Annotated in this window: 13 protein-coding genes; 5 read left to right on the top strand and 8 right to left on the bottom strand. The window is 72.3% G+C overall.

All coding sequences use genetic code 11. The features are described from left to right. Positions 1-170: 170 nt before the first annotated feature. Positions 171-1,040 (bottom strand): helix-turn-helix domain-containing protein, encoded by an 870-nt coding sequence (locus ABD978_RS33525; RefSeq protein WP_345363731.1) that lies wholly within the window; start codon positions 1,038-1,040, stop codon positions 171-173. Between the two features lie 173 nt (positions 1,041-1,213). After that, the gene (locus ABD978_RS33530) at positions 1,214-2,062 is read right to left on the bottom strand and encodes a siderophore-interacting protein (RefSeq protein WP_345363733.1); all 849 of its coding nucleotides are present in this window, start codon (positions 2,060-2,062) and stop codon (positions 1,214-1,216) included. Between the two features lie 240 nt (positions 2,063-2,302). On the opposite strand from ABD978_RS33530, the gene ABD978_RS33535 reads away from it, so the two are divergent. Together ABD978_RS33535 and ABD978_RS33540 are read left to right on the top strand one after the other, a co-directional pair. Continuing rightward, on the top strand, positions 2,303-2,800 hold the full coding sequence (locus tag ABD978_RS33535) for a PH domain-containing protein (protein WP_345363735.1): 498 nt from the start codon (positions 2,303-2,305) through the stop codon (positions 2,798-2,800). After that, a complete protein-coding gene (locus ABD978_RS33540; RefSeq protein WP_345363737.1) occupies positions 2,797-4,302 on the top strand; it encodes a PH domain-containing protein in 1,506 nt (501 codons plus the stop codon). The genes ABD978_RS33535 and ABD978_RS33540 overlap by 4 nt, the downstream gene beginning before the upstream one ends. A 7-nt stretch (positions 4,303-4,309) precedes the next feature. On the opposite strand, the gene ABD978_RS33545 is transcribed toward ABD978_RS33540, so the two are convergent. Both ABD978_RS33545 and ABD978_RS33550 read right to left on the bottom strand, forming a co-directional pair. Further along, the gene (locus ABD978_RS33545; protein ID WP_345363739.1) at positions 4,310-5,485 is read right to left on the bottom strand and encodes an MFS transporter; all 1,176 of its coding nucleotides are present in this window, start codon (positions 5,483-5,485) and stop codon (positions 4,310-4,312) included. Positions 5,486-5,525: 40 nt separating this feature from the next. Beyond that, a complete protein-coding gene (locus ABD978_RS33550) occupies positions 5,526-7,091 on the bottom strand; it encodes an amino acid permease (protein WP_345363741.1) in 1,566 nt (521 codons plus the stop codon). 228 nt (positions 7,092-7,319) lie between these two features. Here ABD978_RS33550 and ggt point away from each other — a divergent pair, with 228 nt between their 5' ends. The 3 genes from ggt (at position 7,320) to ABD978_RS33565 (ending at position 10,615) form a co-directional block, all read left to right on the top strand. After that, positions 7,320-9,143: a gamma-glutamyltransferase gene (ggt, locus tag ABD978_RS33555; protein ID WP_345363743.1), complete on the top strand. Its 1,824-nt coding sequence runs from the start codon at positions 7,320-7,322 to the stop codon at positions 9,141-9,143. A 204-nt stretch (positions 9,144-9,347) separates the two neighbouring features. Then, positions 9,348-9,671, top strand: coding sequence for a divalent-cation tolerance protein CutA (cutA, locus tag ABD978_RS33560; protein ID WP_345363745.1), 324 nt, complete (start codon positions 9,348-9,350; stop codon positions 9,669-9,671). A 104-nt stretch (positions 9,672-9,775) separates the two neighbouring features. Further along, a complete protein-coding gene (locus tag ABD978_RS33565; RefSeq protein ID WP_345363747.1) occupies positions 9,776-10,615 on the top strand; it encodes an oxygenase MpaB family protein in 840 nt (279 codons plus the stop codon). A 13-nt stretch (positions 10,616-10,628) separates the two neighbouring features. Here the strand turns inward: ABD978_RS33565 and ABD978_RS33570 are convergent, their stop codons facing one another. From ABD978_RS33570 to ABD978_RS33585, 4 genes are all read right to left on the bottom strand, one after another. Then, entirely contained in the window at positions 10,629-11,201 is a 573-nt protein-coding gene (locus tag ABD978_RS33570) for a histidine phosphatase family protein (RefSeq protein ID WP_345363749.1), read from the bottom strand. Positions 11,202-11,284: 83 nt separating this feature from the next. Next, a complete protein-coding gene (ald, locus tag ABD978_RS33575) occupies positions 11,285-12,400 on the bottom strand; it encodes an alanine dehydrogenase (RefSeq protein WP_345363751.1) in 1,116 nt (371 codons plus the stop codon). A 99-nt stretch (positions 12,401-12,499) separates the two neighbouring features. After that, positions 12,500-13,981 carry a potassium/proton antiporter gene (locus tag ABD978_RS33580; protein WP_345363753.1) on the bottom strand — a complete coding sequence of 494 codons (1,482 nt, stop codon included), beginning with the start codon at positions 13,979-13,981 and terminating at the stop codon, positions 12,500-12,502. Between the two features lie 70 nt (positions 13,982-14,051). Then, on the bottom strand, positions 14,052-14,672 hold the full coding sequence (locus ABD978_RS33585; protein WP_345363755.1) for an FMN-binding negative transcriptional regulator: 621 nt from the start codon (positions 14,670-14,672) through the stop codon (positions 14,052-14,054). Positions 14,673-14,680 lie beyond the last annotated feature (8 nt).

Here is a 14,680-nt window from a genome sequence, read left to right on the forward strand (position 1 = left end):
CGGTGATGGAGCGGTTGTGCATCGACGCCGAGCCCGCCACCCGCATCCGCGACACCCTCGGCTCGATCCTTCGCGACCTCTGACACGAGTCGCCGCCGGAAGGCGCGGGAAACGAACGCGACGAGCGCGTTGAAGCGCGCGCGGACTCCGTCCGCCGTGCGGGATCGATCTCAGAGTTCGCGCCTGATCTTGCTGATCAGGTCCATGGACTCATCCGGCGAGGCGCTCTGCACGCACAGGCGCTCCATCGCCGCCGTGTAGTGGTCCATGTCGTCGTCCTTCTCCAGGTACATCGCACCCGTGAGCTGCTCGATGTAGGCGATGTCGGGGAGTTCCGGCTCGGGGAACCGCAGGATCGTGAACGCCCCGGCCTCACCGGCGTGACCGCCGACCCGGAACGGCATGACCTGCACCGTGATGTTCTCCCGCCGGGCGGCCTCGTGCAGCGCGCGGAGCTGGGCCCGGGTCACCTCGACGCTGCCGATCGGCCGCCACAGCGCCGCCTCGTCGATCACGGCCCACAGACGCGGCGGGTGCGGCTGGTAGAGGAGCCGCTGCCGGCGCATCCGCAGCTCGACCCGGCGTTCGATCTCGGCCGACGACGGATCGGACATGCCCTGCCGGACGACCGCCCGCGCGTAGTCCGGGGTCTGCAGCAGGCCGGGGATGAACTGCACCTCGTAGGTCCGGATGACCTGCGCCGCCTCCTCCAGGTCGACGTAGGGGCGGAACCAGGCGGGCATCGCGTTGTTGTAGGCCTGCAGCCAGCCCGGTCGGCTGGCCTCGCGTACGACGGTCAGCAGGGCGTCGCGCTCGCCGCGGTCGTCGATGCCGTACAGCTTGAGCAGCGCGACGACGTCGTCCTCGTCGAGGCCGGCCCGGCCCTGCTCGAGGCGGCCGATCCGGCTCTCCGTCGTGTTGATGGCCTCGGCCGCGTCCTTGCGGCTCACCCCGGCCGCCTCCCGCAGGCGCCGCAGCTGCGCGCCCACGATCCTGCGGCGTACGGTGGGCCTGCTCACCGAATGCACCGCGACGGCCACGGGTACCCACCTCCGATCACCATAATGCGGGCAGAGTCTGCCATCGATGACCACTGGTGAACAGACCTGACGGCCCTCTCTGACCGAAATAGCCCTTGAAAACCTTCTTTTATGGCGGATCGGTCCAATGGAGCGGGTCGCCGGCCGGATCCACCCGGTCTTCTCTGGGCGGCTCAGGTGGTCGCGGTGGCCTCTTCCTCCTCGATCCGGCGGTTCCACTCCGCCTTGCTCGCCCGCCAGCCCTCATCGTCCGCGCCACGGCGCCAGTAACCGGAGATGGACAGCTGGTCCATCGACAGGCCCCGCTCGATTCGCAGGTGCCGCCGCAGCCGCTTGACGAACTCCGCCTCACCGTGCACGAACGCGTGGACCTCGCCCGGCGGGAACTCCAGGTCCCGTACGGCCTCGACGAGCGCGGCACCGACCTCGGCGGTGTCGCGGTGCAGCCACACGATCCGGGCGTCGCCCGGCGAGGCGAGCGGCACCTCGTCCTCCGCGTCGGCCACCTCGACGAAGACCCGGGCGGTCGCGTCCTCCGGGAGCCTCTCCAGCGAGGCGGCGATGGCCGGCAGCGCGCTCTCGTCACCCACGAGCAGGTGCCAGTCGGCCGTCTCGCTCGGCGCGTACCCTCCGCCGGGCCCCAGGAACAGGACCTCCTCGCCCGGCTTGACCCCGGCGGCCCACGGGCCGGCCAGGCCGTGGTCCCCGTGGTACACGAAGTCGATGGCCAGCTCCCGGGTCTCCGCGTCCCAGGAGCGGACCGTGTACGTGCGCTGCCGCGGCCACTGGTCGCGCGGCAGGTCGCGGCGTACGGCCTCCATGTCGAACGGCTCGGGGTACTCCACGCCGGGCACCGGGAAGAGGATCTTCACGTAGTGGTCGGTGTAGGCGCCGGCGGAGAATCCGGCCAGCTCCTCTCCGCCGATCACCACCCGGATCAGGTGCGGCGTGATCCGCTCGACGCGCTCGACGCGCCCGCGGTTCACCCGCCGGCCCCGCCGGGCGGGCCTGTCGTCAGTCATAGGGATCTCCTTGTTTAGGTAAGCCTAACTTTATGCCGCGATGGCTCTCACACCGCAAGGGCGTGAGCGGGATCACGGCCGGGACGCCTACCCCGGGGCGGACCCCGGCTCCGGAACGACCGGGCCGGCGGGGACCGCTCCGAGGGCGGGCCGGTGGACGGCTCCCGTGACATCTGTCATGGGAAAGTCGGTGATAGCGCGCTCTGTAGGGACGACGAGGGCTCTGCGAGGATCGGCGTCGTGGAGGGAACCGAAATGCGGCTGCGGCCGCCACGTCACCTGGTCAGCAGGAAGGCCATCGGCTACTGGACCCTGCGCGCGCTGGGCGGCTGGCTGCCCATCGCCGCCGTGCAGGTCATCTGGATGCTCGACGACCGGGGCCACGTCCCATGGCATCTCGCGGGACTCATCCTGACCGGGGTGCTCGGCGCGGCGCACGTCATCGTGATGCCGCAGTGGCGATTCCGTGTGCACCGCTGGGAGGTGACGCCGGAGGCCGTCTACACACAGTCCGGCTGGTTCGACCAGGAACGGCGCATCGCCCCGATCTCCCGGATCCAGACCGTCGACAGCGAGCGCGGACCGTTCGAGCGACTGTTCGGCCTCGCCAACGTCACCGTGACGACGGCCTCGGCGGCCGGCCCGTTGAAGATCCGCGGGCTCGACCTGGAGGCGGCGGAACGGCTCGTCGACCGCCTCACCGAGGGCACCGCGGCCGACCGGAGCGACGCCACATGAGTGCCACCGAACCAGGTCTCACCCAGACGGGTGCCGGTGACTGGCGGCGGCTGTCCACCCGGATGCTCCTCGTTCACCCGGTGCAGGAGCTCCTGCGGGCCTGGCCGGTCCTCGTCGGCGCCGTGGTCGTCGGCAGCACCGGAGGGCACGGGTCCTGGTGGAGCCTCGGCGCCACGGGCCTCGTCATCCTCGGCGGGCTGCTGCGCTGGTTCACCACCTCCTACCGCGTCACCGCCGAACAGCTCCAGGTCCGCAAGGGCCTCCTGCGGCGGCAGGTCCTGACCGTCCCCCGCGACCGGATCCGTACGGTCGACGTCACGGCCCACGCCCTGCACCGCTCGCTCGGCCTGGCCAAGGTGGAGGTGGGCACCGGCCGTACCGACCGCAAGAACGACGGCGTGAAGCTGGACGCGATGACGGCCACCGAGGCCGCCCGGCTGCGGGAGGAGCTCCTGCACCGCGCGGCGGCCCCTGACGCGCGGCCGGCCGAGCGGCCCCGTGAGACGCTCCTGGCCCGGATGCGCCCGGACTGGGTGCGGTACGGCCCGTTCACGCTGACGGGGTTCGTCACGGTCGGCGTCGTGGCCGGCGTCGTGTGGCGTTCGCTCAACGAGGCGCACGTCGACCCCCGGCGCATCGAGGTGCTGAGCGCGCTGCTGGACCGGTTCGGGCGGACCTCGCCGGCCGTGGACGTCCTGGTCGTCGTGGTCGCGCTGCTCGTGGTCGTGACGGTGGCCTCCACCCTCGGGTACGTCCTGTCCTTCCACGGCTTCCGGCTCACCCGTAACGACGCCGGCACGCTCCATGTCACCCGCGGCCTCATCACGACCCGCGCGATCACCATCGAGGAGCGGAGGCTGCGCGGAGTCGAGTTCAGCGAGCCGCTGCTGCTGCGGGCCGTCGGCGGGGCCCGGTGCATCGCCATCACCACCGGGCTGCGGGTCGGGCGCGGCGCCGAACGCGGCGGGTCACTGCTGCTGCCGCCCGCGCCGCGCGCCGAGGCCCTCCGGGTGGCCGCCGCGGTCCTGCGGGACGACGTCCCCTTCACCCGTACGCTGACCGGGCACGGGCCGCGCGCGGCCCGCCGCCGGTTCTCCCGCGCCGTCGGCACCGCCCTCCTCCTCGTGGCCGCCGTCCTCGCCCTGTGGGCCCTCGGGGCGGTGCCCGCATGGACGTGGCAGGTCGCGCTCGTCCTCGTGCCGCTCGCCGCCCTGCTGGCGACCGACCGCGCGCACGCCCTCGGGCACACCGTCGTGGACGGCACCCTCGTCAGCCGCCGCGGCTCGCTCGTACGACGCCGGAGCGCGCTGTCCTGCGAGGGGATCATCGGCTGGAACCTGCGACGCTCCTTCTTCCAGCGGCGGAGCGGCCTGGCCACCCTGGTCGCGACGACCGCCGCCGGACGTCAGCGGGTGGAGGTCCAGGACGTACCCCTGCCGCAGGCCCTGCGGATCGCCGAGGAGGCCCTGCCGGGCCTGCTGACGCCCTTCCTGGAGCGCTGAGCGCCGCTCAGGATTCGGTCGCGTCCGGGCGTTCGCGGAGGGCTCCGGCGGGCAGGGCGATGAGGGCGGTCATGACCGCGACCAGCGCGAGCGCGGTGGTGAGCGAGGTCGCCTGCGCCACGAACCCGATGACGGGTGGGGCGATCATCCATCCGCCGTACCCGACGGTGCCGACGGCGGCCACCGCCGTGCCCGGGTCCCGGCCGGGGGTACGGCCCGCGGCGCTGAAGGTCAGGGGGACGACCGTCGCCATGCCGAGTCCGAGCAGGACGAACGCGACGACGACCACCGGCGTGACCGGTACGAGCAGCCCCACGGCCAGGCCGACGGCGCCGATCAGGGCCGCCGTGCGCACCACGAGGGGCGCGCCGAGCCGTTCCACGACACGGTCCCCGACGAGACGGGCGGCGGCCATGGACAGGGAGAACCCGGCGTAACCCCACGCGGCGACGCCGGGCGTCGCGTGCGCGGCGGTGCGGAGGTACACCGCGCTCCAGTCGGCCGCGGCGGCCTCCCCGAACAGGCTGCCGAAGGTGATGACGCCGAGGAGGAGCAGGGCGCGGTCCGGCCGGGCGAACACCTTCCCGGCGGCCGTCGGCGGCGCGGGCGTGAGGCGGGTGCCGCACAGGGTGCCGACCACCGCGATGATCACACCGACGGTCAGCAGGTGCGCCGGTGCCGCGACGCCGGCATGGGCGACGAGTCCGGCGCTCGCCGAGCCGATCAGACCGCCGACGCTCCACAGACCGTGCAGCCCCGACATGATCGACCGGCCGTAGCGCTCCTGGACCTTGACGCCCTGGGCGTTCATCGCCACATCGAGGACGCCGCTGACGGCACCGAAGAGGACCAGCGAAACGAAGATCACCGGCAGGACCGGCGCGAAGGCCGGGAGCGGCAGGGCGACTCCGACGGCGATCACCAGTACGCGGGTCAGGGTGCGGCTGTCGACCCGCGCGCTCAGCCACGCGGCGACCGGCATGGCCGTGAGCCCGCCGATCGCCGCGCCCATCAGCGCCAGCCCCAGGTCGGCGGAGGTGAGGTGCCGTGCCTCCTTCACCCAGGGGATGCGGGCGGCCCAGCTTCCCGCCGCGATGCCGTGCAGGGCGAAGACGGCGGCGACGGCGAGGCGGGCCAGGCGGTCCCGGCGGGTCGGACCGGTCGAGACGGAGGTCAAAGTCACCCGACCATGATCACCCACGCGCGCGGGTCGGGGATCCCCGTCAACGGCGGTGCCGGCCCTGCGCGGGGGCCGCGTGGCCCTCGAGGGTGTGCCGCAGGCGGCTGTTGGTCCGCCCGTACAGCAGGTAGACGATCAGCCCGAACGCCATCCAGATCCCGAAGTACTCCCACGTGCGCAGGTGCAGGTTGAGCATGAGCCAGCCGGTGGCGCCGATCGCCAGGATCGGCGTCACGGGCACGCCGGGCACGCGGAACCCGCGCGGCAGGTCCGGGCGGCTGCGGCGGAGCACCGGCACGCCCGCCGACACGAAGAGGAAGGCGAACAGCGTCCCAATGACGATCATCTGCTGGAGCGTGAGGACGCTGACCTTCCCGAACGTCCAGACGTCGACCTGGGACAGCGCGATGGCCGTGCCCCCGACCAGGAGCGCGGCGCGGGTCGGCACCTTGTACCGGCCGCTGATCGCGGCGAGCGGCGCGGGCAGCAGGCCGTCCCGCGCCATCGCGAAGATCACGCGGGTCTGGGCGACCATGACGACGAGGATGACGGTGGCCAGGCCGATCACGGCGCCCACGTCGATGACCAGGCCCATCCCGCTCGACCCGACGGCGGTGAACGCACTGGCCAGCGGCGTCGCCGGGTCCAGCCTGCCGTACGGGACCATGCCCACCATGGCGACCGCGACGCCGATGTAGAGGGCGATCGCGATGAGCAGGCTGACGATCATCCCGGCCGGCACCCGGCGCGGTGCGTCCTGGGTCTCCTCGGCGGCCGTGGCGATGAGGTCGAAGCCGATGTAGGCGAAGGCGATCGCCGACGTGGCGGCGAAGATGCCGAACAGGCCGAACGCGTGCGGCGCGCCGCCCGTGATCAGGTCCAGGACGGTCCGGTCGCCGCCGGTGGGCACGGGCCGGGCGGGCGGCACGAACGGCTTGAGGTTGGCGGGGTGGAAGAAGAGGAGGCCGCCGGCGATCACCAGCCCGATCGCGATGACCTTCGCCAGCACCATGAACCACAGCGTGTAGAGGCTGAGCCGCGCGCCGATGGCCACCACCACGGCCAGCAGGGCGAGGATGAGCAGGGAGAACAGGTCGAAGCCCGTCTCGTGCCCGACGACGCCCGCGATCGCCCTGGGCACGTGGATGGCGGAGACACCGGAGATGGTGCCGACGTCGGTGATGAGCTGCGTCGCGTACAGGGACCAGGCCCGGCCGACGACCGCGGCGGCGAGCTGCAGTTCGAGCAGGAGCGCCCAGCCGATCACCCAGGCCCAGATCTCGCCGAAGGCGACGTAGGTGAACGAGTAGGCGCTGCCCGCGACCGGCATCGTGGACGACAGCTCCGCGTAGGAGAGCGCGGACAGCAGACAGGCGAGGCCCGCGATGACGAAGGACACGATCACGGCGGGACCCGCCGTCGTCGCGGCCTGCTGGCCGGCGATCTTGAAGATGCCGGCGCCCACCATCACGCCGAGGCCCAGAACGATCAGGTCGCGTGTCTTGTAGATGAGGGCCAGCCGATGGCGGCCCCCGTAGTGCGGGCTGACGGTCTCCTCGATCGGCAGCCGGCGGAGCAGGTTGTTGCGGAACGGCGCCTGGACGCTCAACTCCTGTTGTCCCCCAAAGGTTCTCGGCCGGTCGAGCCCCCACCGCCTACGTGTCCTAGGGTCACCAAGGATGTCCAAGTTCCTGATGGATAACAAGGTCACAACCGCTTAATGGGTTTTCGGAAGGTACGCGACACTTCGACCGTGTTCGGCCGATGTTCTGGAAAGCAGGAGCGGTCGGGTGGCATGGTGGGGGCGAGCGTTCACCCTGGGTCAGGAGAGATCTCCATGCGCCGCAGAACCGCCGTCCTCGGGCTCGCCGCCCTCGCCCTGGCGACCCTCACCGTGCCCGCCCAGGCACGGAGCCTGCCCGGCCGGTCCCCGGGCCTCGCTCCGCCACAGGGCAAACAGGCGGTCGCGGTCGGATACGGCGGCGCCGTCTCCAGCGTCGACCTGGACGCGACCCGGGCCGGCATCGAGGTGCTCCGGAACGGCGGCAACGCGGTCGACGCGGCGGTCGCCGCGGCCGCCACCCTCGGCGTGACCGAGCCGTACGTCGCCGCGATCGGCGGTGGCGGCTTCTTCACGTACTACGACGCGCGGACCCACAAGGTCTCCACCATCGACGGCCGCGAGACCGGCCCGGCGCGGATGACCAAGGACATCTTCATCGACCCGAAGACCGGCAAGCCGCTGTCGTTCGACGAGGCCGTGACCAGCGGGCTGTCGATCGGCGTGCCCGGCACGCTCGCGACGTGGGACAAGGCCCTGCGCAGCTTCGGCACCCGCCGCCTCGGCACCCTCCTCCAGCCGGCGATCAGGGTGGCCGACCACGGCTTCACGGTGGACCAGGAGTTCTACGACCAGACCGCGGTCAACGCCGAACGGTTCAAGGACATCGTGCCGACGCGCGAGCTGTTCCTGCCGGGCGGGCAGCCGCCGGCCGTCGGGTCGACCTTCCGCAACCCCGACCTGGCCGACACCTACCGCCAGATCGCCCGGCGCGGCCTCGACTGGTTCTACGGGGGCGGGCTCGGCGCCGAGATCGCCCAGACGGTGAGCAAGCCGCCCGTCGACCCGAAGGCCACCCGGAACATCCGGCCCGGCGTGATGCGGACCTCGGACCTCGCCGCCTACCGCGCCGTGGGCCGCGCCCCGACGCACGTCGACTACCGCGGGCTGGACGTCTACGGCATGGCCCCGCCCTCCTCGGGCGGCTCCACCGTGGGCGAGGCGCTGAACATCATGAAGAACTTCCACTTCAGCGACCCCGTCCAGGCCGTGCACACCTACCTCGAGGCGTCCCGGCTCGCCTACGCCGACCGCAACGCCTACGTCGGCGACCCGGCGTACGTCGACGTGCCGCTGAAGACGCTCCTGTCGGACGGCTTCGCGAGTTCGCGGGCGTGCCTCATCAAACCGGACGAGGCGGCCAAGAGCCCGGTGGCCCCGGGCGACCTGAAGGCGCACGGCTGCGCGACCCCGCAGGGCCAGGGCCAGGACCTGCCGTACGAGGGGCCGCAGACGACGCACCTGGTGACCGCGGACCGCTGGGGCAACGTCGTGTCGTACACGCTGACGATCGAGCAGTTCGGCGGCAGCGGGATCACCGTGCCGCACCGCGGGTTCCTGCTCAACAACGAGATGACGGACTTCGACTTCACGTCCTCGACGCCGGCGGGCTACCCCGACCCGAACCTGCCCGCGGCGGGCAAGCGCCCGCGCAGCAGCATGGCGCCCACGATCGTGCTGCGGAACGGACGGCCGTACCTCGCCGTGGGCTCCCCGGGCGGCTCCACCATCATCACCACGGTCCTGCAGATCCTGCTGAACCGCGTGGACCTCGGCATGACGCTGCCCCAGGCGGTGGCGGCGCCGCGCGCCACCCAGCGCAACACGCCGCAGACCTTCGCCGAGCAGGCGTTCATCGACCAGTACGGCGCCGCGCTCAAGGCGAAGGGCCATGACCTGGCGCTGTTCCCCGGACCGCCGGCGGGCGTGATCGGCGCGGCGGCCGGGGTGGAGTTCCTCGGCGGCGGCAGGCTACAGGCCGTCGCCGAACCGGTCCGCCGGCACGGTGGCAGCGCGATGGTGGTCCTGCCCAGCCGGTAACGCGCGGTTCGCCCCCCGCCGCGGCCGCGGCTCCTCCGCCGGCCGCGGCGGAACGCCGTCCCGGCCGCCCGCGAGCTCCGGACGCGCGGGCCGCCGGCCCGTGGGCGACCCGGCCCGCCACGCCATCGTTCCGGAATGATTACGCGATCACTAGGCGAGGTCGGCGCAGGTCAGGGCTACCATCGAGCGGGGGAGGGAGCGCCCATGGCCGAGGCGTACGTCCAGGTGACGACGAGCACCGACTCACGCCATGAGGCGGCCGAGATCGCCCGGTCCGCGGTCACCGAGCGCCTCGCCGCGGCCGCCCAGCTCGTCGGCCCCATCGCCAGCACCTACTGGTGGGAGGGCGAGATCGAGACGGCCGAGGAGTGGATGGTCGTCTTCAAGACCACCGCCGAGCGCTTCGAGGCCCTGGCCGGCCGGATCGCCGAGCGGCACTCCTACGACACCCCGGAGATCATCGCCACCCCCGTCGTCGCGGGGAGCGCCGACTACCTCGCCTGGGTCCGCGAGCAGACCACCCTGTGACGCCGTATCAGCGTGTCATCTGCTCATATGCGGGCAATAATCACTTACTTGCGCCGTGGCGTGTCCTCCTGCGCGCCCGAGACGATCTCTCAAGGCGGTGACGGATGAGCGAGGATTACGGGCTGTTCGGCCCCGGATCCGTGACCTGGAAAGTGATGGGGGAGCCCGTCCTGTTGGTGGGCGGCCTCCGCGCGCTCATCCTGCAGGCGCTGCACCCGCCGTCCATGTGGGGCACCGCGCAGAACTCCGAGCTCATGGACCCGCGGGCGGCCTGGGACCGGCTCGCCCGCACGGTCGAGTTCGTGCGCGTCCGGACGTACGGCACCCTGGACGAGGTCGAGCGGGTCGGCCGCCGGGTCCGCCGGATCCACTCCCGGCTGACCGGCTTCCACCCCCACACCGGCGAGATCTTCAGGATCGACGAGCCCGAGAACCTCCTGTGGGTGCACATGGGCGAGGTCGACTCCTACCTCGACGTCGCGTGGCGCTCCGGCGTGCCGCTCACCCCTGAGGAGGCCGACGCGTTCGTCGACGAGCAGCGCCGGGCGGGCGCGGTCGTCGGGCTGGACCCGGCCGACATCCCCGCCTCGGTGGCCGAGATGCGGGACTACTACGCGCGGATCCGTCCGGAGCTCTTCGCCTGCCGGGAGGCCAAGCAGGGCCTGTGGCGCCTGTACAACCCGGCGATCCCGCGCCGGATGCTGCCGCTGAAGCTCGCCGCGCCGAGCATCGCGACGCTCGTCGTGGCGACCCTGCCCCGCTGGGCGCGCCGGATGTACGGCCTGCCGGCCACGCCGCTGGAGGACCTGTGGGCCACGACGACGCTGAAGGCGCTGTACCGCGGCACCCGGATCGTCCCCGAGCAGTGGCGTTACTCGCCCGACGCCCGCCGCGCCCGCCGCCTGACCCGCGAGACGACGTCGGACCTCGCCGCCGTGTCCTGACCGGGGCCTGAACCTACCGGGCGGGGACGTTCCAGGAGCCGATGACGGGACGGTCGTGCTCGGTGCCGAGGGCGGAGACGGTCCCGGTGTCGAGCCGGAACAGCCGGCCGTCGGCGGGCGGCAGGCCCAGCCACCGCGCGGTGAGCACGCGGAGCACGTGCCCGTGCGCGACGAGCGCCACGTTCCCCTCGGCGAGGTACGGCCGGACGCGTTCTATGACGGCGTCGGTGCGCGCGCCGACCTGCTCGGCGGTCTCGCCCTCGGGCACGCCGTCGCTCCAGAGGTACCAGCCGGGCCGGTCGCGGCGGATGTCCGGCGTCGTACGCCCCTCGTACGCGCCGTAGTCCCACTCCCAGAGACGGTCGTCGACGTCGCCCTCGGTCAGTCCGGCCAGTTCGGCCGTGCGGCGGGCGCGCTGAGCGGGGCTGGTCAGGGTGCGCGTGACGTCGCGGGCGGCGATGATCGGAGCGAGCGCCTTGGCCTGCTCCTCGCCGTGCGAGGTCAGAGGGACATCGGTACGGCCGGTGTGCCTGCCCGTGCGGGCCCATTCGGTCTCACCATGCCGCAGCAGTATCAATTCCCCCATGAGGGCACAATACGGGAGACCTGCACGGCGCTCCCCACCGCCCCGGGGACGGGAGGAGCGCCGAATGGGACCCGCGACCGCGGTCAGGCGAGGACGCCGTCCAGCACGGTGGCCTCAAGGCCGTGCGCCTCGGCGACCGGCTCGCTGACCAGGGCGCCGTCGTAGGTGCTGAGGCCGAGCGCCAGCGCGCGGTCGTCGCGCAGCGCCGCGCGCCAGCCCTTGTCGGCGAGCGCGACGGCGTACGGCAGCGTGACGTTCGTCAGCGCGTACGTCGAGGTGTTCGGCACCGAGCCGGGCATGTTGGCGACGCAGTAGAAGACCGAGCCGTGCACCTGGTACGTCGGGTCGGCGTGCGTCGTCGGGTGGGAGTCCTCGAAGCAGCCGCCCTGGTCGATGGCGATGTCCACGAGCACCGAGCCCGCCTTCATCCGGGACACCAGCTCGTTGGAGATCAGCGTGGGCGCCTTGGCACCGGGGATCAGCACGGCGCCGATGACCAGGTCGGCGTCGAGCGCCTCCCGCTCGATGGCGTACGCGCTGGACACCAGCGTCTTCAACCGGCCCTGGTAGATGGCGTCGATGTACCGGAGCCGGTCGACGTTGACGTCCATCACCGTGACGTCCGCGCCCATCCCGACCGCGATCTGCGCGGCGTTCAGCCCGGAGACGCCGCCGCCGACCACGACCACCTTGGCCGGGGCGACGCCGGGCACGCCGCCCGGAAGGACGCCGCGACCGCCGTTGAAACGCATCAGGTTGTAGGCGCCGACCTGCGGAGCGAGCCGCCCTGCGACCTCCGACATCGGGGCCAGCAGCGGCAGGGACCGGTTCGGCAACTGCACGGTCTCGTACGCGATGGAGGTGACGCCGTTCTCGAGCAGCGCGTCCGTGCACGGGCGCGAGGCCGCCAGATGCAGGTAGGTGAAGAGCGTCTGGCCCTTCCGCATCCGGGGGTACTCCTCGGCGATCGGCTCCTTGACCTTCAGGATCAGGTCGCCGGCCGCCCACACGTCGTCGGCGGACTCCAAGATCTTGGCCCCGGCGCCGATGTAGTCCTCGTCGGGGATGGACGAGCCCGCGCCGGCCCCGCGCTCGATCAGGACGTCGTGGCCGTGCCGGACCAGCTCATGCACGCCCGCGGGCGTGATCGCCACACGGTATTCATGGTTCTTGATCTCGCGGGGTACGCCGACCTTCACGTTTCCTCCTAGTGGTGCTTACACCCCAAGAGTGGCCGCGGAACGCCCGCAGCGGCGGCGGCAACATGTATCCGCCTCGCCGCGCTTGCTGACATGCTGTCAGCCGGCCGGGGGACCCTCCCGCCGGCGGGTGAACACCGCCTCCAGCTCCGGGCCCTCAGTGGCCAGCACCAGCACCTCATCCCCCGCCCGCAACAGCGTGTCCCCGCGCACCGGCATCAGGCGCCCGTCGCGGATGACGAAGCTGATCCAGACGTCCTCGCCGCACGGCAGGTCGTCCACGCTCATGCCGTCGGCGGCCGAACCCTCCCGCACCTGGTACCGGTGCAGCCCCTCGGGCTCCTCCTGGAACCGCACGCCCAGGCTCCACGGTTCGGGCTCGACGACGCGCAGCGGGATGCGCAGGCGGCGGGCGAACTCCGGCACGAGGCTGCCCTGCACGACCACCGAGAACGCCACGACGACGAAGATGATCTCGTAGGCACGCCGGGCCCCGGGCAGCCCCGCCTGCAGGATGAACAGGCCGAGCAGGATCGGGACCGCCCCCTTCAGCCCCGTCCACAGCACGAAGATCCGCTCGGCGCGCCGCAGGCGCACCGGCCACAGCAGCAGCCCGACGAACAGCGGGCGGATGACGAAGGCCAGCGCGGCGGCGAGGACCAGCCCGATCCACCACGCGCCGCCATCGCCCAGGCCGCGCAGGCTGATCGTGAGGCCGAGCATGGTGAAGGCGACGATCTCGGCGAGGCTCGCCAGCGAGGAGTGGAACCGCTCGATCTCCCGCTTGTACGGCGCGCGTTCGTCGCCGAGCACGATGCCGGCCACCAGGACGGCCAGGAAGCCCGAGCCGTGCGCGATCGTCGCCAGCCCGTAGACCACCAGCGCCCCGAAGAGCACCCGCAGCGCGTACAGGCCCTCGCTGGGCAGCGGGACGCGTCGCATGAAGACCAGCAGGGCCATCCCGCCGGCGACGCCGATGGCGGCGCCGACGACCATCTGCTCGACGAACGTGACGGTGACGTCGCCGATCGCCGACGCGCCGCCGCCGGTGGCGCCCAGGACCGCGACCAGGAGGGCGATGCCGACCGGATCGTTCGCCCCGGACTCGCCCTCCAGGAGGGTGCCGGTGCGTCCGGCGATCTCCCGGCGGCCCAGCACGGAGAACACCACGGCCGGGTCGGTGGGCGAGAGGGCCGTGCCGAGCAGCATCGCCAGCCGCCAGTCGATGCCGAGCCCGTAGTGGGCGAGCAGGGCGACCGCCGCGCCGGTGACGAGGGTTCCGGCGACGCCGATCCAGATCGTCGCGCCGGCCGCGGCCCGGAACCTGCGCCGGCCGATGTGCATCCCGCCGTCGAACAGGATCACCGCGAGCGCCACCGTGACGATCTTCTCGATCGTCGGGATCGAGACCGCGCCGAGGCGGGGCCACAGGTCCGAGGCGATCGCCGCGCACACCAGGAAGATGGCCGGTGCCGGGATCCGCGTGCGCTCGCTGAATCGGTTGGACAGCACCGCGACCGTGCCGATGAGCGCGATCAGCAGTATCGCGAGCCCGAACTCCTCGGTGTCCGACAAGGCCACTGCCCTTCTACGGGGACGACGAAGACAGAGCCGACCAGACTTCCCGGCACACCTTGGGTTCTAACGGTATCTACACGCGGCGCATCAGGTGACCACGAGCGGCGACGTCCGCACGCCCGCCGCGCTCCTCGAGGCGGGCGGCGATCGCGTAGCGGTGCTCGACCTCCTTGTTGCCGCCGTATTTGAATTTCGCGCGGACGTCGGTGACGGTGAGCTCGACGCCGCGGATGCCGGGCAGCAGCCGGCGGTCCGGGTCCTCCTCGGCGGACACCGGAAGCCGCCCGGAGCCGGGCTCGAAGTGGCCGAGCTGGCGGTTCAGCAGTTCGGCCTTCTCCGCCGGGTCGTCGACGATCCGGACGTCGCAGGCGAGCTGCGCGGTCGCGTAGTAGGAGGTCGGCACGCCGCGGCCGTCGGGAGTGGCGGCGCCGGCGTTCCACTCCGACCGCACGTAGGCGTAGTCGTCGATGACCGTGAGGAGCGCCCGGGGGTTCTCGTCCAGGGCCGCCCAGACCGGGTTGGGCCGGGCCAGGTGGAGCCAGGCGGTCCGTACGCCGTCGAAGGTGAAGTGGGTGGGCACGACGATCGGCACGTCGCGCCCGCGCCCGGCGGCGATCAGCTGACCGAAGTCGTGGTCGCCGAGCCAGGTACGCCACTCCTCCTCGTCGGCCGCGTCCCAGGGATGGATGAGCATGGCTCCAC

Origin of the sequence: Actinoallomurus liliacearum (assembly GCF_039542035.1) — a bacterium.
GTDB classification, from domain to species: domain Bacteria; phylum Actinomycetota; class Actinomycetes; order Streptosporangiales; family Streptosporangiaceae; genus Actinoallomurus; species Actinoallomurus liliacearum.